We start from the raw sequence: 20,996 nt of genomic DNA on the forward strand, positions 1-20,996 counted from the left end.
CGGTCGCGGTCTCTCGGTTTTCGGTCGCGTTGTAGGTGGGTTTATGTCCGCTCCGACCCACAGTATCCCTGACTATGTCGGACGATGATTCCGAACTGGAAGCGCGACTCGAGGCCCAGGACAGCTTCGAGCCGCCGGAGTCGTTCGTCGAGCAGGCGAACGTCTCGGACCCGGAGATCTACGATGAGTTCGAGGAGAACTGGCCGGAGTGTTGGCAGGCGGCGGCCGACATGCTCGACTGGGAGAGCGAGTACGACACCGTACTCGACGACTCGAACCCACCGTTCTACGAGTGGTTCACGGGCGGGGAGCTCAACGCTTCCGCGAACTGTCTCGACCGGCATCTCGACGAGCGTGGGGACGAGGTCGCGATCGAGTGGGTGGGTGAACCCACCGATGAAGCCAACCGCACGTACACGTACGAGGACCTCCACCGCGAGGTGAACGAGGCCGCCGCGGCGCTGCGGGAGATGGGAGTCGGCGAGGGCGACGTGGTGACGATGTACATGCCGATGATCCCGGAGCTGCCGATCGCGATGCTGGCCTGTGCCCGTATCGGTGCGCCGCACTCGGTCGTGTTCGCGGGGTTCTCCGCGGACGCGCTCGCCACCCGGATGAACGCCGCCGACTCCGAGTATCTGATCACCTGCGACGGCTACTACCGCCGTGGTGATCCCCTCGACCACCTCGAGAAGGCCAACGAGGGGCTCGACGGCGTCGACCACGACACCGAGACCGTCGTCGTCGAACGCCTCCCCGAGGCCGACGCGTTCGGCCACGATCTCCGCGACGATCAGCGCCGTTGGGTCGACGCTGTCCACGCCCACGCGGGCGCGGAGGTCGAGCCGGTCGCCCGCGATGCGGAGGACATGCTGTTCCTGATGTACACCTCCGGTACCACGGGCGAGCCGAAGGGGGTGAAACACACGACGGGCGGCTATCTCGCCTGGTCCGCGTGGACCTCCCAGGCCGTGTTGGACGTCAAGCCCGAGGACACGTACTTCTGCTCGGCCGACATCGGCTGGATCACCGGCCACTCCTACATCGTCTACGGCCCGCTCGCGCTCGGCACGACGACGATGATGTACGAGGGGACGCCGGACCACCCCGAGCGTGATCGGCTCTGGGAGATCATCGAGGAGTACGAGGCGACCCAACTGTACACCGCGCCCACCGCCATTCGCGCGTTCATGAAGTGGGGCGAGGAGTTCCCCAACAGTCACGACCTCTCCAGTCTGCGTCTCCTAGGGACCGTGGGCGAACCGATCAACCCCCGGGCCTGGAAGTGGTACTACAAGCACATCGGGAACGAGTCCTGCCCGATCGTCGACACCTGGTGGCAGACCGAGACGGGCGGGATGATGGTCACGACGCTGCCGGGGATCAAGGACATGAAGCCCGGCTCCGCGGGCCCGGCGCTGCCGGGCGTCGACGCCGAAATCCTCGACACCAACGGCGAGGAGATCGAGGCCGGCCGCGCGGGCTACCTGACGATCCAGAAGCCGTGGCCGGGGATGCTGCGCACGCTGTACCAGAACGACGAGCGGTTCATCGACGAGTACTGGCGGGAGTACTCCGACACGGATTCGGACGACCCGGAGGACTGGGTGTACTTCCCCGAAGACGGCGCGAAGATCGACGAGGACGGCTACATCACCGTGCTCGGCCGGGTGGACGACGTGCTCAACGTCTCGGGCCACCGCCTCGGAACGATGGAGATCGAGAGCGCGATCGTCAGCGTCGAGGGCGTCGCCGAAGCTGCTGTGGTCGGCGGCGACCACGAGGTGAAAGGCGAAGCCGTCTACGCCTACGTCATCACCGAGGACGGCCACGAGGGCGACGACGAACTCCGGGACGCCATCGTCCAGAGCGTCGAGGATGCCATCGGCCCGATCGCTCGCCCCGAACAGGTGATCTTCACGCCCGAACTCCCCAAAACCCGCTCGGGCAAGATCATGCGCCGCCTGCTCGAAGACATCGCCAACGGCGACGAACTCGGGGATACCTCCACCCTGCGCAACCCTGACGTGGTGGCGTCGATCCAGGAACAGGCCGGAGAATAAATCGGATAGAACGATACGAAAGCTGGCGAGTCAGTCGTTCGGGGAGCCGCCCCGGGTATTTTTGGCGGCGCAGTGTCACGGGCTACCCTGACGTGGACGACCCGACCCAGCCGTCGGTCGAGCAGTTGACCCAGTCGGTCGAGACGGGCGCGTACGACGACGCGACCGCGTCCCTTCGGCGGTTCGAGACGGCGTCCGCCGACACACGGAAGGCGGCGGTCCGGGCGGTCCGACGCCTCGCGAACGAGCGTCCGGTCGCGGTGGGGCAGCTGCTCCCCGCGCTCGCGCCGTTTCTGACGGACGACGACCGTTCGGTCCGGCTGACGACGTCGAAACTGTTCGTCGCCGTCGCCCGCGAGTCACCGTCGGCAGTCGTCCCCCACATCGACGATCTCGCCGCCCGATTGGCCGACGAGGCGGAGTTCTACTACGTCCGGGCGCGCGCCGCCGAGGCGCTGGGCTACGTCGCGCTCGACTACCCCGAGGAGGTGGCGTCGCCGGCGTTGCTAGCCGACCTGCGGGTCGGGCTCTCGTTCGACGAGCCCGAGGTCAGGGAGAAGCTCGCGAAGGCGCTGGCCTCGCTCGCGATCGGCGACCCCGACCGCCTCAGCCACCAGACCTCGAATCTCGGGGAGCGTCTCGACGACGACAACGATCTCGTTCGGTACCACCTCTGTACCGCACTCACCGTGATCGGTACTGCGTTCCCGTCGGCGCTCGCGTCCGTGACGGGGCCGCTGGCGGAGCGCCTGACCGACGACTGCCCGTACGTCCGCGGGCGGGCCGCCGAGGCGCTCGGGGTGGTCGTCCGGACGGAGCCGGTGGCGGCGACGTTCGCGGACAGCCTGTCCGAGGGTGCCAACGAGTTCGAGGCCGAACGGGTCCAGTTCGTGCGTGCGGCGCTCGCGGGGGACGATCCGGCACCCGACCGCGTAGCCAGCGCCGACGCGATCCGTGAGACGACCGACGAGATCGCGACGGCGGTCGCGACGCCCGATTCGGCGCACGACTGCCCCCGCTGCGGGCTCTCGCTCCCGGACGGGGGGCCGCCGACGTGCCCCGGATGTGGCGTTCCCCGGTAGCTTCGACGCCGGTCCGCCACGAACCCAACGATCGAAACGGCTTTATTCGTTTAGGCGGGCCTAATCTACATGGACGACGAGACAGGGGGGACGCCGTCCGACCACGACGTCGCGATCGTCGGCGGCGGCCCCGCCGGCTGTTCGGCGGGCGTGTTCACCGCCCGCGCCGGGCTCGATACGGTGATATTCGACCGCGGCCGCTCGTCGATCCAACGGTGTGCCCACCTGGAGAACTACCTCGGCTTCCCGGGCGGCGTCGACATCGGGACGTTCTACGACCTGCTGCACGACCACGTCGCGGACGCGGGCGGAGAGGTCGTCCCGGATCTCGTCGAGTCGGTCGAACACGGCGACGAGGCCCGTTTCCGCGTCGAGCGCCAGTCCGGCGAGACCGTGACGGCCCGCCGGGTGATCGCCGCCACGCGCTACGACGCCGGCGAGTACCTGCGCGGCCTCGATGACGCGATGTTCGTGACCACGGAGTACGACGGGGAGACGCGGGAGCAGTTCGACGACGAGTACGCCGACGCGGACGGCTCGACGCCGGTCGAGGGGCTATTCGTCGCCTCCCCGTCCGGCCCGACCAGCCAGCAGGCGATCATGGCCGCGGGCCGCGGTGCCCGGGTCGGCGTCGCCGTGGTCGAGGCGGCTCGGCGCGAACGGGAGTACCCCGAGCCCCTCGCCGACTACTACGACTGGGTGCGCGCCGAGAGCGAGCGCACCGGTGAGTGGAGCGAGCGCGACCGCTGGCGGGAGTTCTACGACGGGCGCTTCCCCGACGACCACGACCTCTCCCCGGATCGGGTCGAGGAGATCCGCGAGCGGGAGATCGACCGACGGCTCGACCAGTACGTGGGCGACGAGACGATCGAGCGCCGTTCGAACGCGGGGCAACGCCGGCTGCTCGACCACGTCGACGACGACCTCGTGCTCGAAGCCGCCCGCGAGATCGAGGCCGAACGCGGGACGACGGAACCGGACGACTGACACACGCGATCCAACCATGAACGACGATCACGATCTGACGCGGCGCGAGTATCTCACCTACGGAAGCGCGATCGGCGCGAGCGCCCTGCTCGCCGGCTGTGCCGGCGGCGACGGCACGGCGACGCCGACTGGGGGCGACGGCGACGATCCGACCGAGGCCAGCGAATCGACCGAGCCTGCCGAGGGGACCGAAACGTCCAGCGGCTACACGGCGTCGATGGCGCCCGTCGGCGACGTCGAGTTCGACTCGGTGCCCGAGAGCGTGATGGTGTACAGCCTGCTGTACGCCGACATGGCCGTCGCGTACGGCCACGGCGACGCGGTGAACTCGCTGGGGTTCAGCGCCCAGGCCGGCGGGAACACGCTCGACGCCTACTACGAGCGGCTCCCGGGCGTCTCGTTCGATCACGAGGGTATCGAGCAGCTCAACACCGGCAACAGCGGCGTCAACATCGACAGGGAGCTGTTCTACGAACTGAACTCCGACCTCCACCTGGTCGATCCGGCGCTGGTGCTGGGGTTCGACGGCTGGGCGGAGGACGACGTCGAGGAGATCCGCGAGAACGTCGCGCCGTGGTTCGGCAACGTCCTCAGCCGGCGCAACAGCGAGCCGCCGGCGGCGTACGCCGACGAGTACGAGTACTACACGCTGTGGGAGATCGCGGATCGCACCGCGGACGTGTTCCGCGCCGGCTCGACGTACGAGGAACTCGCCGCGGTCCACGCCGACCTGCTCGCGACGATCGAGGCCGACCTCCCGCCCGAGAGCGAGCGACCCACGGTCGCCTCGGTGATCTTCATGGACGGGACGTTCTACCCCTCCCGCGTCGACACCGCGGGGTTCAGCAACGCCCACATCCGCCCGCTCGCGCCGGCCGACGCGTTCGCCGCCGACGACGTGAGCTTCGAGACGTCCTACGACTACGAGCGGCTGCTGGAGGTCGACCCCGACGTGATCCTCCACCGCTACGGCATCAACGCCTACTACGACGTGGGGGCGATCCGCGACAGTATCGCCTCGGACCCGGTCGGCGAGGAGCTCTCGGCCGTCCAGAACGGCCGCGTCTACGCCGGCGCCCACCCGGTGCAGGGGCCGCTGATGAACCTGTTCCAGATCGAGATGACCGCCAAGCAGCTCTACCCCGAGCAGTTCGGCGAGTGGCCGGGGTACGAGCAGGGTGATCCGTACCCGGAGATCCCCGAGGACGAACGGCTGTTCGACCGCGGGCGCGTGGCCGACATCGTCGGCGGCGAGTAGGGTCGTCGCGTTCTCACGCCGTCACGTCGTCGTGCGTCGAGAAATCGGCGAGGGTGGTTACTCTTCGCGTTCCGGTGCCGCTTCCGCAGGAGCGTCCTCCTCGAGCAGCTCGCTTTCCTCGCCCTCGTACAGCTCCCGCAGATCCTTCTTGGAGAACTTTCCGGTGGCCGTCTTCGGGATCTCGTCGATGAACTCGAACCCGTCCGGGATCCACCATTTCGGATACTCCTCGCGGAGCATCTCCCGGAGCTCCGCGGTCAGCCGGTCGTGGTCGGTCCCCTCGGGCGCGACGACCATCGCCACGGGTCGTTCCTGCCAGCGCTCGTGTGGCACGCCGATGACCGCCGCCTCGCTGACGTCGTCGTGGGCCATGATCGCGTTCTCGAGTTCCTGTGAGGAGATCCACTCGCCGCCGGACTTGATCACGTCGTCGGCTCGATCGACGATCTCGATGTACCCGTCCGCGTCGACGGTGACGATGTCACCGGTGCGGAGCCACGACCCCTCGAACTCCTCCTCGTTGGCTTCCGGCCGGTTGAAGTACTCCATCGTCACCCACGGACCGCGGACGAGCAACTCGCCGAACGCCTCGCCGTTCCAGTCGATCTCGTCGCCGTCGTCGCCGACCACCCTGAACTCGAGGCCGGGAACGATCAGCCCCTGTTTCGACTTCACGTTGAACTGCTGCTCTTTCGGGGCGTCGACGAGGTCGTGTTTCAAGTTCGCGACCGTCCCGATCGGTGACGTCTCGGTCATCCCCCACGCGTGAAGGACCTCCACGCCGAGTTCGTCGAACTGCTCGATCAGCGCTTCCGGGGCCGCCGCCCCGCCGACGACGATCCGTTCGAGCGAGGAGAGGTCGACGTCGTTGTCCTCCATGTACTCGAGGAGGCCGAGCCAGACCGTCGGGACGCCCGCAGTCAGCGTCACTCCCTCCTCCTCGATGAGTCGGGCGATGTCTTCCGGTTCTGGCGACGGTCCGGGGAAGACCTGCTTGGCCCCGGCAGCAGCCGCCGAAAACGGGATCCCCCACGCGTTGACGTGGAACATCGGAACGACCGGCATCACCACGTCCGAGTCGTCGATGCCCAGCGCCTGCGGGACCATCGTCGCCATCGTGTGGGCGTGGAGCATCTTGTGGGTGTACTCGACGCCCTTCGGCATTCCAGTCGTCCCCGACGTGTAACACATCCCCGCGGGCTGTTCGTCGTCGAGTTCCGGGAACTCGTACGTCGTCGACTGGTCGCCGATGAACGACTCGTAGTCGGTGACGGGTTCGAACGGCAGGTCGGGAACCTCCGCGCCCATGACGACGAACTGCTCGACGCTCTCGAAGGCGTCGGGCTCGTACGCCGAGGCGAGCTTCTCGGCCAGCGACGGATCGACGAAGATCACCCGGTCCTCGGCGTCGTCGACGATGTGCTGGATGTGTCCGTCAGGTAACAACGGATTGATCGTGTGGAGCTGCGCCCCACAGTTCGGGACCGCAAAATACGTCTCGAAATGTCGGTCGGTGTTCCAGCAGATCGTCCCGACGCGATCCCCCGTTTCGACGCCACTCTGTTCGAGGGCGTTCGCCAACTGCCGAACGCGGTCACCGTACTCGGCGTAGGTGTACCGCTTCGTCCCCTCGTGTGTCCGTGCGACGATCTCCCGATCCGGGGTGATGTTTTCAGCACGCCACAGGAACGGCTTCAGCGTCTGTTGGTACCCAGTCACACCTCGTGTTGTGGTAACATCTGTAATAGTTTTTTGTCGGTTTTGCTGAGTAGTTCGCTCGTTGTGTCTCCGCCAGTGGGTTTCGCAGGGCCGCAGTACCCTCTCGGCGGCTACCGGTACGCGTCGAACTCCCGCCCGAACGCGAGGAAGTAGCCCGTGCCGGCGACGCCGACCGCGGCCGCGATCGTGAACGCCAGCTCCGGGCTCACGTACTGCCAGAGGTACCCCCCAAGCGCCGCGCTCGGGATCACGACCGTGTTCCGGAGAAGGTAGTACGTCCCCGTGACGCGCCCGCCGGCGTCCTGCTCGGCCGGGCCGACGATCAGCGCCTTGTGGGAGGGCAGCCCCGCAAAGCGCAGTCCCGAGAACGCGAACAGCAGCACCAGCGCCCACTGGAGCGACATCACTGGTTCGAGCACTTCCGGCCCGTAGATTAGCACGACCGGGAACGTCCCGTACACTAGGAACCCGAGGCCGACGACGGGTTTGAGGCCGACGCGTTCGGCCAGCTTCGCGGCGGGCATCATCGTCGCCAGCGCGACCAGCATCTCGACGCCCAGCAGGTAGCCGAAAAAGGCCGCCGGCGAGAGCGAGACGGCGTAGGACCCCCCCAAAAGCGGGAGCGAGGCGTTGAACCCCACCTCGTAGAACTGCGTGATCACGAGTACGAAGAACACGTACACCATCCCGTTGGCGAACCGCACCAGCGTGTCGCCGATCAGGAGCGGTCGGAGTTCGCTCGGCATCTCCCGCAGGTCCGCCCGTACCTGTGCCAGCCCGGAGAAGGAATCGCCGATGCTGTCGCCCTCGGAGTCGTAGAGGAAATGCTGGACGACCGTGCCGACGGCACCGAAGGCTACGGCGACCGCGAGCACGTACTGGAAGCTCACGGTGAACTGCGGGTGAAGGCCGATCAGCGCCGCCGCGAGCACGGGCCCCGTGAAGAAGGCGGTCCGGCGGAACGTCTCGGTGCTGGCGAACCCGGCCGCCAGCTTCGAGGGGTCGGTCGCCTGCTTCACGACGGCGAACGTCGCGCCCAGCCCGAACGACTTCCAGGCCTGAGCCAGCAACAGGCCGACGAAGACCCAGAACCAGGGCTCGATCGTGATCCCGGCCACCTCGACCGTGCCGACGGTCGGCGCGACCAGCCAGACGCCGAACCCGAGCGTCGACAGCAGACCGAACGCCGTGAGCGCGTACCGCGAGCCCAGTCGGTCCGATATCGCACCCCCCGGGTAGGGGTAGACTGCCGAGATCACGTTGCCGACCGTCCCGTAGAGGCCGATCACGAACCCCGAGGCGCCGAGGGCGGTCATGTACTCGGGGAGGTAGCGACTGGTCATCTGGAACCCCAGGCTGAACGCGAACATCGCGAGCGAGAGCACCAGCACGTCCCGCTCCAGCGCGAAGAACTGGCGGAACTGGTCGCGGACCGTCGGCTCCTCGTCGGCGGCCATCGGCCGACGCTTGGATCGCCCCCGGCGAATAGCTACCGATGGCTCAGAACGCCGCCCGAACGATCGTCAGTCCGACCGAGGAGACCGCGAGCAGCGTGACCAGCACGGCGAGCACCGGCCGGTAGCCCGTCGCCCGGAGCTCGTCGAGTCGGATCTCCATCCCCAGCCCAACGAAGGCCAGCAGGAACAGCCAGTCGGCGGCGTTCGCGAGCGACGTGATCTCCCGTCCGTCGAGCAGCCCCAAGTTCGCAATGGCGACGACCGCGACGAAGCCGACGACGAACTTCGGGAACGGCGCCCAGAGCCGGGCGAGGAGGCCACGGTCGCGCCCGTCCCGCGTCGCGTTCGTCCCCTTTCGAACCGCGTTCGCGCCTGCTCGGGTGCTCGCGTACACGCCAGCGTAGGCGACCGCCACCAGCCCGATCGCGGCGTTCCGGGTCAGCTTCACCAGCACCGCCCACTCCCCCGCGGTTTCCGAGACGGCGAACCCGGCGGCCGTCACTGGGCCGGTGCTGAACATCGTGAGGCCGGCCCAGATCCCGAAGACCCGGTCGGGGAGCCCGATCGCCGCAGCCACGGCCGGGTAGGTCGCGAGCGTCACCGCGTCGAACAGGAGGATCGTGGTGGCGGCGTAGGCGACCGCCGTCTCGTCGGCGTCGATGCTCTCGGCGACGGCGACGACCGCCGAGACGCCACAGATCCCGGAGCCCGCCGCGAGCAGCGATCCAGTCTCGTCGTCGATCCGGAACGCCAGCCGAGCGAGCGCCTCGACGAGCAGGATCGTCACGGTCACCGCGCCGGCGATCAGCAGCAGCAGTCGCGGGCCGGCGGCGACCACGCGGTCGAGCGCGACGCTCGCGCCCGTGAGCACGATCCCCGTCTTGAGCCAGAGCTTGTGCGTCCCGACGCCTGCGCGGACGAGGTCGGGAACGCCGAGCGTGTTCCCGACCGCCAGTCCGAGCAGGATCGCGAGCAGGAGGTGGTTCAGCGGGAGAACGCCGGCGAACAGGCGCGCGCCGAGCCCCAGCGCGAGGAGGAGCGCCAGACCAGGGAGGAGCGACCGGGGCATAGTCACCACGGGACCGAGAGCCCGAGCCGGACAGCGGCGACGAGCAGCAGCCCCAGTAGGACTGCCTGCCACCCCTCACCGAGCTCCATCCAACGGCGCGCGGCGTCGATCACGGCCGGTTCTGGGTGGGTAAGCGGTAAACGGTTTGTGCTGTCGGCCAGCCGCGCCGGGTTAGCCGCCGTAGACGGCGTCCCAGCGCATCGCGCGCCGACGGTTATCGCAGTCGTTACAGACGAACTCGTCCATCGAGCCGACGCTCACGTCGAAGCTGTTACAGTTCCCGCAGTACCAGCCGTACTGCTCGTCGCGGTCGTCAGCGAGGTAGGTCGGGTGGAACGCCCCCTCCGACCCACGCTCGCTCTGGTCGTACGCGACCACGACCGACTCGCCGTCGTCGGTCTCGTAGGTTTCGTTGCTCGGCTCGGTGCCGTCGCCGGGGATGTCGTCCTCGCCGATCAGCGTCAGTTCGGCGACGCGGTTGCCCGCGATGCGGACCTGCCGGGTGTGGTCGTGGTCGTAGCCGTGCTCCTCGTAGAACGCGCGGCCGGCCTCGTTCTCCTCGATCACGCTGGCCTCGATCCGGTCGGCGCCGCGGTCGGCGAGTTCGGACTCGATGCGGTCGAGCAGCTGGCTCGCAGCCCCCTCCCCTCGGCGGTCAGGGCTGACGTGGAGCCACTCGATCCGGCCCACAGTTGGCTGCTCGCCCGAGAGGAACGCCTGCGCGAAGCCGACGATATCGTCGTCATCCTCGGCGACGATCACGACCGTCCGGCCGTCGACGATCTCCTCCGCCAGCGCCCCGGCCGAGACGTCGTCGGTGCCGTACCACGACTCGACCGCCTGCTGTCGTGTCTCGGCGTCGAGCACGTCGTCGTACGACGCGGCGAGCGAGCGGTTGGCGACGTCCCTGATCCCGGGGATGTCCGTCTCTCTGGCGACTCGTAGGTTCATACGTCCCCGTAGGCTGCGACGCTTGTTCAATCTACGGGCGGCTCTCGCTCAGCCCCCGAGGCGGCCGCGACGGGCGCTAGGCGGTATCAGCTTTCACGAGTTCGACGACGAACACCGCCCCCCGCGGGTCGTTGTCCTCGATCCATACGTCGCCGCCGAACTGGTCGGTCAGCGTGTGGACCAGATAGAGGCCGATCCCCGAGCCCGGGCTGTCGAGCCCCTTCTCGCCCCTGCCGAACACTCGTTCCTTCTGCTCGTCGGGGATACCGGGGCCGTTGTCGGCGATCCGGACACGGACGGTGTCGTCGGTTTCGGCCGTATCGACGGTGATCTCGGGCGTCTCGCTGTCGTTGTGGCGGACGGCGTTCTCGAGGAGGTTCCGGAACGTCGAGGCGAGCATCTCGTTTGCCAGCACCGAAACGGCGAGGACCTCGCCGTCGACCCGGAACTCGGCGTCGGGGAACGTCCCCTGGACGGCCTCGAGTTCGGTCTCGAGGTGGCGGCGCAGCTCCGTGGGCCGCGGCTCGATCGCCTCGCCGGAGAGCGACTCGGCGAACTCCCGGGCGGTCTCGGTGAGTTCGATCACGTGCTCGGACTTCCGGAGGACCCGCTCCAACGCGTCCTGCCCCGCCTCGTCGACGTGGGGCGAGAGCGTCTCGGCCCATCCGCGGACGACGGTCATGTCGTTCCGGATGTCGTGGCGGACCACGCGGTTGAGCGCCTCGAGCTGCTCGGTCTTCTCCTCCAGCCGTCGGCGGTACGTCTCCCGTTCGGTCACGTCGCTGACCGTCACCAGCCGCCCGGTCGTCACGCCGCCGGCGGTGAACGGGGAGACGGAGAGTTCGTAGTACTGCCGGTCGTCGCCGTCACCGTGGGCGAACACGCCCGGCTCGTCGAGGTGGTCCGCGAACACGGGGGTGACTTCCTCGACTGGCTCCCCGATCGAGTCCCGGAGCGCCGGGAACAGGTCGGCCGCCGCGCGGTTGTAGTCCCGGACGCAGTCCTCCCGGTCGAGGAAGACGGTTGGATCGTCGCTCTCGCCGGTGAACTGGACGGCTTCGAACTGCCGGACGTAGACGAACAGGGTGCCGACCGCGAACACGGCGACGCCCGGCGGCTCGTACATCAGCGGCAGCAGCCAGCCGACCTCCGTGGCGACGACGGTCGCGAGCGCCGGCACGCCGGTCACTCCAGCCAGCACGGCGAGTGGCCGGCTGTCGCTCCCGGTGTGGTAGAACTGTTCGATCAGCATGAAGAAGCCGACCGCGGTGACCGCGTAGGAGAGCCCCAACAGCAGCCAGTAGAGCACTTCGAGGTGGATCGCGAGGTGGGGGAACGGCTCGGTCGTCCACGCGGTCGTGAAGTAGAGGTTGTGCAGGGGGTTGGTGAGCTTGAGCAGGACGAACAGGAGGAACACGCCGACAACGACCCGTCGGTACGGCGCCTGGCTGGGTGGTCGCCCCGTGTAGGCGGCACAGAAGTAGATCCACGCTGCGACGGCGACGAACGCGAACACGTAGCCGCCGGTGTACGACGCCACCCGGAGGGCGTCGGTCGGCGCGAGCAGGTAGCCGACGTACCCGAGCGACCACAGCGTGACCGAGAGCAGCAGGGCGACCAGTCCCTCGCGAGTGCCGGGGTGTTTGATCCGCCACGCCCGGGGGAGACAGAGCAGACAGGCGACCGCGGAGACCACAAAGACCCCGACGTGAGCCAGGAGAATGAGGTCCATCGCGTGTGGCTCTCCGCCTCGCGCGCATAACTGCTTTGAATCGGGAGCGGGGCGTCGACGCGTGGTTTGAACGTAGCACGCGAGCTCCGTGGTGCCGGCACGGAGGCCGTCGTGGGTCGCGAGCCGTGTTGGGTTGGACACAGTCACGGCGTAGACTCCGCGCTCGCGGCACGGAGGCCGTCGTCGGTCGCGAGCCGTGACTGGTTTGGAACACAGCCGCGGCATCTAGCTCCGTAGCCGCGCGACGGAGCGCGCGGCAGTTCGCTCGCCGCGGCTGGTTGGAAGGAACAGCTTTAACGACGCCCACGGCGGATTTTCGGCCGATGGGACTCGAGGAGGAGATCGAGGAACTCCGCGAGGAGATCGCCGAGACGCCCTACAACAAGTCCACCGAGAGCCACATCGGGCGGCTGAAAGCGAAGCTCGCGGAGAAGAAGGAGAAGCTGGAGAACCAGTCCTCCTCCGGCGGCGGCCACGGCTACGCCGTCGAGAAAACCGGCGACGCGACGGTCGCGCTGGTCGGGTTCCCCAGCGTCGGCAAGTCGACGCTGATCAACGCGCTCACCAACGCCGAGAGCGAGACCGGCGAGTACGAGTTCACCACGCTCGACGTCAACCCCGGGATGCTCAAGCATCGCGGCGCGAACATCCAGATCCTCGACGTGCCGGGGCTGATCGAGGGCGCCGCCAGCGGCCGCGGCGGCGGGCAGGAGGTGCTCTCGGTCGTCCGGACTGCGGACCTGGTGGTGTTCATGCTCTCGGTGTTCGAGATCGACCAGTACGAGCGGCTGGCCCACGAGCTCTACGAGAACAAGATCCGGCTGGACACCGAGCCGGCGAGTGTCTCGATCAGTAAGGGCCACACCGGCGGGCTGCAGGTCACCCTCAGCGACTCGGTGTCGATGGACAAGGAGACGATCAAGGACGTGCTGCGCGAGCACGGCTACGTCAACGCCGAGGTGACCGTCCGCGGCGACCCCTCCATCGACGAACTGATCGACGCGATCATGGACAACCGCGTCTACCTCCCGTCGATCGTCACGGTCAACAAAGCCGACCTGATCGATCAGGACTACCTCCCGACGGTGAAGGAGAACCTCCGGAGCCACGACATCGACCCCGAGGAGGCGATCTTCATCTCCGCCGAGGAGGAGCGCGGGCTCGACGGGCTGAAAGAACGCATCTGGGAGGAGCTGGGCCTGATCCGGGTGTACATGGACAAGCCCGGCCGCGGCGTCGACTACGAGGAGCCGCTCGTTTTGCCGCCGGAGTCGACCGTCGAGGACGCCTGCCTCGACATCGGCGGCGACGAGTTCCTCGATCGCTTCCGGTTCGGACGGGTGAGCGGGCCGTCCGCGAAACACGACGACCAGCAGGTGGGGAAGGACCACGAGCTGGCGGACGAGGACGAACTGCGGATTATTACTCGGAAGTAGTCGTTTTACTGGAACCGCGAACAGCAATAGCGGCTGGATCGTCGACCACTGAGACGGCAACCGCGACAGCGACGGTATCTCGAAGCATGTCCACTTGTGACCGCAGTGCGCCGGACACGAGGTCCGTCATCAGAAATCAAAGATTTCTGATTGGCAGACGAGAATCTTCGATTCTCGTCGACGGCGCTGGATGGAGTCCCCACCCCTCCCCCCGCGGGCGCGACCGTCGCGCCCGCGAGGCGTCCACCGCGACCGCACCGCTGTGGCTGTCGGCGCGAAGCGTCGGCGCCTCCGGGCGCCGACCGAGCGCGAGGTCCTCGCGAGTGAAACGAGCGAGGGCACGAGGGAGCTTCGCTCCCTCGGAGGACGAACGAGCGAAGTTCTCGTGAACGAAGTGAACGAGAGCACGGCAGAGCTTCGCTCTGCCGGAGCGAGTGAGTCGGCTGGGGAGGTCTGTGGGCTGTGCGGGGCGGTTGCGGTCACCAGTGGTCATGCTCACTCCGCGGTACTGTTCGCGGTCGAAATAGCGATTTCTGCGGTGGCGTTCACAGTCGAAACAGCGATCTCCTCGGTCGCGTTCGCGGTCGGGCTATCGATCTCGTTTCAACATCGCGCATGCCCACGCGAGCAAGAGACAAAACCCCCGACTAAACCCCTCGATTCGACAACCCACCACCGGCTTCGGTACGCTTTTCGCTCCCACGAACCAAACCCCGCCCGTATGAGCCACGAACTTGACCACGTGATGATGCGGGTCGAGGACCTCGACGAGTCGCTCGACTGGTACACCACCCATCTCGACTACGAGGAGAAGGGGCGCTGGGAGGCCGACACGTTCACGAACGTCTTCCTCGGGCCCGGGGATGTCCACGACGACGGCGCGCTGCTCGAGCTCACCTACAACCACGACGGGCGCTCCTACGACATGGGCGACGCGTGGGGCCACATCGCCGTCCGCGTCGAGGACGTCGAGGAGGCGTACGCCGAGCTGATGGACGAGGGCGTCGAGGACTACCGCCCGCCGGAGGAGAACCCCGGCTACGCGTTCGTGAAGGATCCCGACGGCCACGAGATCGAGATCGTCGAACGCGACCACGGCGCGCGGTGGAGTCTCGACCACACGATGATCCGCGTCGAGGACGCCGACGCCTCGATCGGCTGGTGGAGCCGGAAGATGGGGTACGAGCCGGCCGGGCGCTGGGAGGCCGACACGTTCGCGAACTACTTCCTCGCGCCCGCGGACGCCGCCGAGGAGGCGATGACCGTCGAACTCACGTACAACTACGACGGCAGCACGTACGACCAGGGCGACGCGTGGGGCCACCTCGCGGTCGCGTGTGACGATCTGGAGGGGTTCTGGGAGACGCTGCAGACCCGGGAGGCCGAGGACTACCGCGATCCGGAGTCGTGTGACTACAACTACGCGTTCACGAAGACGTTCGACGGCCACGAAGTGGAAGTGGTGACGCGGGAATAACTGGGCGCAACGATCTGCGCCGGTGTATTCACGTACGGCGCGGATCCGGGCTCATAAGCGACGACGCCGCCGGCGTTGAGGCGTGGAAGCGGGCGACGGCGTTCGACCGCGTTCGGTCGGTCGCGACAGCCACGAGCGGCCCGCGAACCGTCGCGAGGATTCCGGTCGACGCCGCGGCGGTGAGTGGTTCCTCGTCGCGGTCCCCCTGTCACGCGGTTTCTGCGACGACGTCCTCGATACGTTCGAGCAGTTGGTGTTCCGTGGTCCACCGCTCCAGTCGGTCGTTCTCCGCCATCACGTCGAACAGGGTCCCCATCATCGCGTCGAACTTCTCGTACTCGACGTCGCGCTCGATGGAGACCTCGGCGTAGTCGCGCTTCAACACGTAGGTGTCCGCGAGCGGAACGCGACCCAGCTCTAACTCGTGCCCGCCGTCGTTGTCCTCCGCGGCGAGGAGGACGTAGTCCGTCCCGATCAGCGCGTAGCGGAACTTGAGGTAGAAGTTCGACCAGTGCTCGTTCGCCTCGTCCAGTTCCCCCAGCAGGAACGCACTCGCTGGATGTGGGTGTTGGTTGATGGTGTCCCGAACGGCCTCGAGACGGTCTTTCGGTCCACGCCGATCCTCGAAGGAGTCGTAGCTGCCGAGCACGAAGTAGCGCGTGTGGGTCGTCGCCGCCATCGCGTCCAGTTCGTGGAACAGTTTCGTCGCGGCGTCGTGGATATCGGACACTCTCGCGCCACTGTACCCTTCGTAGAGGAAGTCGGCATCCGTGAGCCGTGGGAGGTCGCGGATGTGGGCGGGCGTGTCGGGCGCCATATCGTGGCTCCCGTGATGCCTGACACGGATATACGTCCGTGATCTGTCCTTGTCGACGACCGTCGCAAAAGATATACTGGTGAGGGACCAACGACTGGGTATGTCCCACGAGATCGTCACCACGTCAGTCGGCGATGGAGACGCCGCGGACGCGGCTGGGCACGACGTGGACGGCAGCCTGATCGACGATCTCCGCGCGATCCTGGGCGAGACGAAGATCCGGCTCCTCCAGCAGATCCTCGCCAGCCCGACCGGCGCGTTGAGTGCGGTCGAGCTGGCTGCACGGAACTCGATCACGGAGAGCACGATCCGCGACCACCTGCGCGAACTCGCGGAGCGGGAGGAGCCGATCGTGACGACGCTCGACGCCGAGACCGACGAGCCGGTCCCCAACGGTGTCCCGCGGAAGTACTACGCCGTCACCGAGCACGGGATCGACCTCCTGAAGCGGGTCGGGCTGTACGAGCAGATCGGCATCCTCTACGACATGTACGAGGCTGCCGACCTCCGGCTCCCCGACGCGGAGGACCGACCAGTCAGTATCGAGCGTATCGAGGCGTACGAACACCGTCCGTCGCCGGACTGGCTCTAGGTTCGCGCTCTGGTCGACTGGAACACGGCGGACGAAGTGCTGTACGCGATCGACGCCTTCGAGCGAACGAACGAGTCCCGCGAGCTCGGCCGATACCGCGACGTGTGGGGATCGTGGCGGGACGAAGCGTGAAACGGCGGTACTGCCGTACAGTGTGGTTCCTTTGCTCGATCCTCCGGAGGACCCCCACCGTTACATCTAAACCGTAACGTAACGTTGGTTCTCGTAACGATGAAGACGGTCACAACTCGGATCCCCGAAGACGACGAGGAAGCGTTGGCAGAACTCGAAGCAGAGATGACGGCGGACCGGTCGGAGGTGCTTCGTCGTCTCATCCGGCAAGGACTCGCGGACTGGCGGACGGAGCAGGCGCTCGAACGACTTCGAGAACACGAGATAACCATCCGTCGTGCGGCAGAGATCGCCGACGTGTCGTACGTCGAGATGCTCACCCTCGCCGCCGAGGAGGGTATCGACGCCGGATACACGACTGACGAACTCGAACGTGACCTCGGGCGTATTTGATGGTCGTCGTGGATTCCTCCGCGTTGATCCCGCTCGCGTGGGTTGGTCGTCTCGACCTCGTTTCGGCGACCTTCGACGAGATACGGACTACTGAGGCAGTGAGAGACGAAGTTCTCACGGAAGGAAAACCAGGAACTGCGTCGCTCAGGTCGTTCCTCGACGATGTTCCGATTCATGAGACGCCCCCCGAAGCCGAGGAGATCGCATCGTTGGAGGGGATCGCGGTTGCGGATGCGTCCGTGATCCTGCTGGCGGACGACGGGGAGGAGGTGCTTCTCGCGAACGACAAGGGGCTCATCACGGTGGCCCGGAGCCACGACGTCGAATGTTGGTGGGTGACAACCGTGTTACTCAGCTGTACGAAAGACGGGGTGGTGACTGCCTCGGAAGCGATGGATATCCTGTACGACCTCGTGGATGCAGGGATGAATCTACAGCCGAAAGTGTACGCGCAAGTTCAGCGGAAACTCCGAGAGCTCGGGGAGTGAAACGACCTCCGAAACGGTCCTGCCAACTACTGTGACAGCCACGGCGGGTATTTCGCCTGGCATACCGAGCCGAACCCCAACGTCGAGGGGTGGGGGCAGTTCCGGCGACGGGAGGAGGCGTACAGCTACGAGTCGTACTCGTTCGGCTCGCTTTCGCCGGCGCGGGTCGTCTGGGAGCTGCTGGCTCGGTTGGCGGAGCGGCTGGACGCGTAAGGAACTGCAGGGTTTGGGCGGGACAATCGGCGGTGTTGGGAGCAGCTACCGGTCGTAGACGCGATCGCGTTTGTCGATACGGCGGACTCGCAACACGTCCGCATCCTTGTCCCAGTCGATGATGACCCGGTAGTCGCCGACACGGAGTCGATAAAGGGTCGATCCGGAGGGTAGTGGTCCGGGAAGTCGGTGATCGAGCGAAGCTTTTCAGTAATACGTTCGCGCACGTCCGGTTCGGCGTCGGCGAGCCAGTCGGCCGCTCGTTCGGAGATCACTACCTCCGTCATTCGTCGAGCTGCTCGTCCAGCTCGTCCATCGAGAGGTAGCGCTCCTCGTCAGCGGTCGCGTCGAGTTCGTCTTTCAGCTCCGGGTCGAGTTCCGGGGCGACCTCGGCCCACCAGACCACACGGTTGCCGAAGTCCTTCTTCCCCAGATCGCCGTCGCGGTACATCTTCTCGAGTCGTTCGTGAAGTGCCCGTCGCCCGATTGGGAGTTCCTCGGCGACTTCCGCGGTGGTGAGTGGCTCCTCGTCGGCGAGTCGGTCGAAGACGAGCAGTATCTCTTGCCGGCTGACGGACTCGCTGAACTCGCCGCCGCTCTCCCGGGCGTACTCGTCGCTGGACATACAGACGCGTACTGGCGCGAACCACTTGACGGTTTCCTACGTAGGAGATGACCTGCGTCGTTACCCCGGCGACACGCCTTTCCGTACCCTGCACGTACCACGCGCTATGAGCGCGGAGACAGAGGACGGCGACGACGAGATGGTGAAGCTCAACGTGAAAGTTCCGAAGCGACTTCTGGCGGAACTCGACGAACTCGCCGAGGAGTTGGAGTACCCCAACCGCTCGGAGTTCGTTCGCGAAGTGCTGCGGGACACTGCCGAGCCGGTGCTGACGTCGGGTGCCGAGGAGGGGATCACGGAGGGGTACGCGGACGTCGCCGCCGGGCGAACGATGTCCACTGCTGAGGCCCGCGAGCGACTGGGAATCGACGAGAATCAAAGATTCTCGTCTGCCAATCGGACGCAGTCCGATGACGTCGACGAGGAGTGAGTCGACGGTGGTACACGACATCGTTCTCACCGAAACGCTCGTCAGTTCTCTCGAACAGTACGAGTCGGAGGATGCCGACCGAATCGTCTCTAAGTTGGAGGAGATCACGACGTTCCCGGACCACTTTCTCGATCGACTGAAGAGCCATCCGGGGTACAAGCTCCGCGTGGGGGATTTCCGCGTTCTGGTCGACTGGGACAAGGAGGACGAGGTACTGTACGCGATCGACGCCTTCGAACGGAAGAACGAGTACCGCGAGCTCGGTCGGTACCGCGAAGTGTGGGGATCGTGGCGGGACGAGGAGTGAGGCGCGATCAGGGCTCTCGAACAGCGTCGTTAGCACGCGAGAGCTTTTGCCGGAGGACGCACAACGTCGCACCATGAGTAGCGAGAGAACCCGCGACGATGCGGGGCGGTACGTCTCGGAGGTTTCCGTCGGGGACGTGCTGGGCGTGTTCGACACCGTCGACGGGCCGACGATTACCACGACTGACGTGGTGGACGCGCTGGGGTGCTCGCGGGCGGTCGCCCGGAGTCGGCTCTCGACGCTAGCCGAGCGCGGGCTGGTCGAGCGTCGCAAGTCGGGCCAGGTCGTGCTCTGGTGGCGGGTCGACAGCGGTGAGAGCGCCTATCTGCAGGGGTTCGGCGCGCTCGCCGACACGGACGTTCCGGAGGGGATGCGAGCGGAGCGGCAGCGAGCCAGAGCGGAGTGGGGGGAGGATGGCGACGATCTGTCTTGACAACACGTTCGTCAGCGACTACCTGAACGGAGCGCAGTACACGGCGGCGTTCCTCCGCGAGTTCGGGCCAACGGACACCGTACTGGTCCCGGATATCGTCCGGTTCGAGGCGTTCGTTCCCGCGTTTCGATCAGGGAGCGAACGAACAGCGACGGACGTACGACAGGCGCTCGGCGGCTTCCAGTCGGCCGCGTTCGACAGCGACGTCGCCGAAGCGGCCGCCGAAATACGTAGCGATCTCCTGGACGTCGGTGCCCCGGTCGGCTCGCCCGATGTCCTGATCGCCGGGACGGCTCGCGCACACGGCGCGGATCTCGTGACCGACGACAGGGCGTTCTCCCGGGTCGACGGCCTCACGGTTCGGAACCCGAAACGGGACGAGGAGTGAGACGCTACTCGGGTCCCCGCATCTCCCGGACCTCGACGGAGTCGACGTCGATGTCCTCGAACCGCCCGCGCAGCCGCGTTCCGAGGGGCTCGTCCCGCGTGTCGTCGGGATCATTCCCACGGATGAACGGTTCCATACGCCCAGCAATGATTCCCATACTTCTCGTTTAGGCGTGTTTCCGCATAAGGGGTCGGTCGATCGAACTTCCGGCAGTGTACTCCTTACCCCCCCACGTCGATGGATAGGACAGCTCCAGCAACGGGAGGAGGCGTACAGCGACGAAGCGTACTCGTTCGGCTCGGGTCGTCCGGAGAGTGCTGGCCGATCGGGGGAACGACTCGAAGTGTCGGTGCGTCGCGGTGGAACTCGACATGGCCCCGGACCACGCTCCCGACGCAGTCGGCGACAGCGATCCCGCTGTCGGCGCTCGATCGCGACGCACGAGCCGTCGACGCAGTCGCGGGGTAACGTCCGCGTGCCCGCGCGACCCCCAGCGGCGGGCTGCGTCGACGCCGCGCTCGACGGCCCACCACTGACGGATAAACCCCGGGGGTGGACCCACAGAAGATACTTAACGGAGAAACCTCGCAGAATCGCTCTCGCGCCCGTTAGCGGGGTTGTGATGGTGTAACACGCCACTCGACTACCCACAAGACATTTATAATCAGGTGCGTTTGTTTCGAATACCCCTACCCATGGTGGCAACAGTGAGTATCGCCGTTCCGTTCGGCGAGGAAATTGGGGCCGCCGGTTGCGGTGCAGAACCCTAACACAACAATGACAGACAACTCAGACAAGATCCGCAGCATCGTTCTGGCTGCGCTGATGGTTTTCTCCGTCTTCGCGGGGACCATCGCGCTGTCCGGAGGCGCTGCTGCGGCAACCGCTACGACATGGTCGACCACGTCGGCCGACAATGTCGCAATTGGCGAGAGTAGTACCACTCA

The 20,996-nt window shown here is 66.6% G+C and carries 22 protein-coding genes and 1 pseudogene; 14 read left to right on the top strand and 9 right to left on the bottom strand.

The window, feature by feature from the left end:
• The first annotated feature begins 74 nt into the window (after positions 1–74).
• The 4 genes from acs to B4589_RS00305 all read left to right on the top strand — a co-directional run bounded on the left by acs (position 75) and on the right by B4589_RS00305 (position 5,390).
• Positions 75–2,063 carry an acetate--CoA ligase gene (acs, locus tag B4589_RS00290; RefSeq protein WP_079235124.1) on the top strand — a complete coding sequence of 663 codons (1,989 nt, stop codon included), beginning with the start codon at positions 75–77 and terminating at the stop codon, positions 2,061–2,063.
• 92 nt (positions 2,064–2,155) lie between these two features.
• Positions 2,156–3,145, top strand: a complete 990-nt coding sequence (locus B4589_RS00295; protein ID WP_079235125.1) for a HEAT repeat domain-containing protein — start codon at positions 2,156–2,158, stop codon at positions 3,143–3,145.
• Positions 3,146–3,214: 69 nt separating this feature from the next.
• Positions 3,215–4,132: an NAD(P)/FAD-dependent oxidoreductase gene (locus B4589_RS00300; protein ID WP_176330483.1), complete on the top strand. Its 918-nt coding sequence runs from the start codon at positions 3,215–3,217 to the stop codon at positions 4,130–4,132.
• Between the two features lie 16 nt (positions 4,133–4,148).
• Positions 4,149–5,390 (top strand): ABC transporter substrate-binding protein, encoded by a 1,242-nt coding sequence (locus B4589_RS00305; protein WP_079232380.1) that lies wholly within the window; start codon positions 4,149–4,151, stop codon positions 5,388–5,390.
• Between the two features lie 57 nt (positions 5,391–5,447).
• Here B4589_RS00305 and B4589_RS00310 read toward each other — a convergent pair whose 3' ends face one another.
• The 5 genes from B4589_RS00310 to B4589_RS00330 all read right to left on the bottom strand — a co-directional run bounded on the left by B4589_RS00310 (position 5,448) and on the right by B4589_RS00330 (position 12,318).
• Complete coding sequence (locus B4589_RS00310; protein WP_079232381.1) at positions 5,448–7,109, bottom strand: long-chain fatty acid--CoA ligase; 1,662 nt, start codon at positions 7,107–7,109, stop codon at positions 5,448–5,450.
• 110 nt (positions 7,110–7,219) lie between these two features.
• Positions 7,220–8,566: an MFS transporter gene (locus B4589_RS00315; RefSeq protein ID WP_079232382.1), complete on the bottom strand. Its 1,347-nt coding sequence runs from the start codon at positions 8,564–8,566 to the stop codon at positions 7,220–7,222.
• Positions 8,567–8,609: 43 nt separating this feature from the next.
• On the bottom strand, positions 8,610–9,635 hold the full coding sequence (locus tag B4589_RS00320) for a YeiH family protein (RefSeq protein WP_079232383.1): 1,026 nt from the start codon (positions 9,633–9,635) through the stop codon (positions 8,610–8,612).
• A 171-nt stretch (positions 9,636–9,806) separates the two neighbouring features.
• Positions 9,807–10,586 carry a GNAT family N-acetyltransferase gene (locus B4589_RS00325; RefSeq protein ID WP_079232384.1) on the bottom strand — a complete coding sequence of 260 codons (780 nt, stop codon included), beginning with the start codon at positions 10,584–10,586 and terminating at the stop codon, positions 9,807–9,809.
• Between the two features lie 76 nt (positions 10,587–10,662).
• On the bottom strand, positions 10,663–12,318 hold the full coding sequence (locus tag B4589_RS00330; RefSeq protein ID WP_079232385.1) for an ATP-binding protein: 1,656 nt from the start codon (positions 12,316–12,318) through the stop codon (positions 10,663–10,665).
• 323 nt (positions 12,319–12,641) lie between these two features.
• Between B4589_RS00330 and B4589_RS00335 the strand changes: the two genes are divergently transcribed.
• Both B4589_RS00335 and B4589_RS00340 read left to right on the top strand, forming a co-directional pair.
• Positions 12,642–13,754: a GTP-binding protein gene (locus B4589_RS00335; protein WP_079232386.1), complete on the top strand. Its 1,113-nt coding sequence runs from the start codon at positions 12,642–12,644 to the stop codon at positions 13,752–13,754.
• A 721-nt stretch (positions 13,755–14,475) separates the two neighbouring features.
• A complete protein-coding gene (locus B4589_RS00340; RefSeq protein ID WP_079232387.1) occupies positions 14,476–15,231 on the top strand; it encodes a VOC family protein in 756 nt (251 codons plus the stop codon).
• A gap of 208 nt (positions 15,232–15,439) precedes the next feature.
• On the opposite strand, the gene B4589_RS00345 is transcribed toward B4589_RS00340, so the two are convergent.
• On the bottom strand, positions 15,440–16,048 hold the full coding sequence (locus B4589_RS00345) for a hypothetical protein (protein WP_079232388.1): 609 nt from the start codon (positions 16,046–16,048) through the stop codon (positions 15,440–15,442).
• A 100-nt stretch (positions 16,049–16,148) separates the two neighbouring features.
• Here B4589_RS00345 and B4589_RS00350 point away from each other — a divergent pair, with 100 nt between their 5' ends.
• The 4 genes and pseudogenes from B4589_RS00350 (at position 16,149) to B4589_RS00360 (ending at position 17,653) form a co-directional block, all read left to right on the top strand.
• Positions 16,149–16,640 (top strand): helix-turn-helix transcriptional regulator, encoded by a 492-nt coding sequence (locus tag B4589_RS00350; RefSeq protein WP_079232389.1) that lies wholly within the window; start codon positions 16,149–16,151, stop codon positions 16,638–16,640.
• Between the two features lie 3 nt (positions 16,641–16,643).
• Positions 16,644–16,772: pseudogene (locus B4589_RS18465) on the top strand (type II toxin-antitoxin system RelE/ParE family toxin); the annotation flags it as partial.
• 99 nt (positions 16,773–16,871) lie between these two features.
• Entirely contained in the window at positions 16,872–17,165 is a 294-nt protein-coding gene (locus B4589_RS00355; RefSeq protein WP_079232390.1) for a UPF0175 family protein, read from the top strand.
• Positions 17,165–17,653, top strand: a complete 489-nt coding sequence (locus B4589_RS00360) for a hypothetical protein (RefSeq protein WP_079232391.1) — start codon at positions 17,165–17,167, stop codon at positions 17,651–17,653. Before B4589_RS00355 ends, B4589_RS00360 begins: the two co-directional genes overlap by 1 nt.
• A 258-nt stretch (positions 17,654–17,911) precedes the next feature.
• Here the strand turns inward: B4589_RS00360 and B4589_RS18470 are convergent, their stop codons facing one another.
• Positions 17,912–17,989, bottom strand: a complete 78-nt coding sequence (locus B4589_RS18470; RefSeq protein ID WP_394353854.1) for a hypothetical protein — start codon at positions 17,987–17,989, stop codon at positions 17,912–17,914.
• A 160-nt stretch (positions 17,990–18,149) separates the two neighbouring features.
• Positions 18,150–18,491 carry a helix-turn-helix transcriptional regulator gene (locus B4589_RS00370; protein WP_079232392.1) on the bottom strand — a complete coding sequence of 114 codons (342 nt, stop codon included), beginning with the start codon at positions 18,489–18,491 and terminating at the stop codon, positions 18,150–18,152.
• Between the two features lie 106 nt (positions 18,492–18,597).
• Between B4589_RS00370 and B4589_RS00375 the strand changes: the two genes are divergently transcribed.
• The 4 genes from B4589_RS00375 (at position 18,598) to B4589_RS00390 (ending at position 20,049) form a co-directional block, all read left to right on the top strand.
• The gene (locus B4589_RS00375; protein ID WP_079232393.1) at positions 18,598–18,921 is read left to right on the top strand and encodes a ribbon-helix-helix protein, CopG family; all 324 of its coding nucleotides are present in this window, start codon (positions 18,598–18,600) and stop codon (positions 18,919–18,921) included.
• Between the two features lie 7 nt (positions 18,922–18,928).
• Complete coding sequence (locus tag B4589_RS00380) at positions 18,929–19,228, top strand: type II toxin-antitoxin system RelE/ParE family toxin (RefSeq protein WP_079235127.1); 300 nt, start codon at positions 18,929–18,931, stop codon at positions 19,226–19,228.
• A gap of 73 nt (positions 19,229–19,301) precedes the next feature.
• Positions 19,302–19,661, top strand: coding sequence for a helix-turn-helix domain-containing protein (locus tag B4589_RS00385; RefSeq protein WP_079232394.1), 360 nt, complete (start codon positions 19,302–19,304; stop codon positions 19,659–19,661).
• Positions 19,642–20,049: a PIN domain-containing protein gene (locus B4589_RS00390; RefSeq protein ID WP_079232395.1), complete on the top strand. Its 408-nt coding sequence runs from the start codon at positions 19,642–19,644 to the stop codon at positions 20,047–20,049. Before B4589_RS00385 ends, B4589_RS00390 begins: the two co-directional genes overlap by 20 nt.
• 4 nt (positions 20,050–20,053) lie before the next feature.
• Here B4589_RS00390 and B4589_RS18085 read toward each other — a convergent pair whose 3' ends face one another.
• Entirely contained in the window at positions 20,054–20,185 is a 132-nt protein-coding gene (locus tag B4589_RS18085; RefSeq protein ID WP_255246107.1) for a hypothetical protein, read from the bottom strand.
• Between the last annotated feature and the right edge of the window lie 811 nt (positions 20,186–20,996).

Origin of the sequence: Halolamina sp. CBA1230 (assembly GCF_002025255.2) — an archaeon.
GTDB lineage: Archaea > Halobacteriota > Halobacteria > Halobacteriales > Haloferacaceae > Halolamina.

What these genes read in the sequence shown, in the direction of transcription:
- acs (WP_079235124.1), top strand. Translation starts at nt 75, where the DNA reads ATGTCGGACGATGATTCCGAACTGGAAGCGCGACTCGAGGCCCAGGAC.
- B4589_RS00300 (WP_176330483.1), top strand. Translation starts at nt 3,215, where the DNA reads ATGGACGACGAGACAGGGGGGACGCCGTCCGACCACGACGTCGCGATC.
- B4589_RS00305 (WP_079232380.1), top strand. Translation starts at nt 4,149, where the DNA reads ATGAACGACGATCACGATCTGACGCGGCGCGAGTATCTCACCTACGGA.
- B4589_RS00315 (WP_079232382.1), bottom strand. Translation starts at nt 8,566, where the DNA reads ATGGCCGCCGACGAGGAGCCGACGGTCCGCGACCAGTTCCGCCAGTTC.
- B4589_RS00320 (WP_079232383.1), bottom strand. Translation starts at nt 9,635, where the DNA reads ATGCCCCGGTCGCTCCTCCCTGGTCTGGCGCTCCTCCTCGCGCTGGGG.
- B4589_RS00325 (WP_079232384.1), bottom strand. Translation starts at nt 10,586, where the DNA reads ATGAACCTACGAGTCGCCAGAGAGACGGACATCCCCGGGATCAGGGAC.
- B4589_RS00330 (WP_079232385.1), bottom strand. Translation starts at nt 12,318, where the DNA reads ATGGACCTCATTCTCCTGGCTCACGTCGGGGTCTTTGTGGTCTCCGCG.
- B4589_RS00335 (WP_079232386.1), top strand. Translation starts at nt 12,642, where the DNA reads ATGGGACTCGAGGAGGAGATCGAGGAACTCCGCGAGGAGATCGCCGAG.
- B4589_RS00340 (WP_079232387.1), top strand. Translation starts at nt 14,476, where the DNA reads ATGAGCCACGAACTTGACCACGTGATGATGCGGGTCGAGGACCTCGAC.
- B4589_RS00345 (WP_079232388.1), bottom strand. Translation starts at nt 16,048, where the DNA reads ATGGCGCCCGACACGCCCGCCCACATCCGCGACCTCCCACGGCTCACG.
- B4589_RS00350 (WP_079232389.1), top strand. Translation starts at nt 16,149, where the DNA reads ATGTCCCACGAGATCGTCACCACGTCAGTCGGCGATGGAGACGCCGCG.
- B4589_RS00355 (WP_079232390.1), top strand. Translation starts at nt 16,872, where the DNA reads ATGAAGACGGTCACAACTCGGATCCCCGAAGACGACGAGGAAGCGTTG.
- B4589_RS00360 (WP_079232391.1), top strand. Translation starts at nt 17,165, where the DNA reads ATGGTCGTCGTGGATTCCTCCGCGTTGATCCCGCTCGCGTGGGTTGGT.
- B4589_RS00370 (WP_079232392.1), bottom strand. Translation starts at nt 18,491, where the DNA reads ATGTCCAGCGACGAGTACGCCCGGGAGAGCGGCGGCGAGTTCAGCGAG.
- B4589_RS00375 (WP_079232393.1), top strand. Translation starts at nt 18,598, where the DNA reads ATGAGCGCGGAGACAGAGGACGGCGACGACGAGATGGTGAAGCTCAAC.
- B4589_RS00385 (WP_079232394.1), top strand. Translation starts at nt 19,302, where the DNA reads ATGAGTAGCGAGAGAACCCGCGACGATGCGGGGCGGTACGTCTCGGAG.
- B4589_RS00390 (WP_079232395.1), top strand. Translation starts at nt 19,642, where the DNA reads ATGGCGACGATCTGTCTTGACAACACGTTCGTCAGCGACTACCTGAAC.
- B4589_RS18085 (WP_255246107.1), bottom strand. Translation starts at nt 20,185, where the DNA reads ATGGAACCGTTCATCCGTGGGAATGATCCCGACGACACGCGGGACGAG.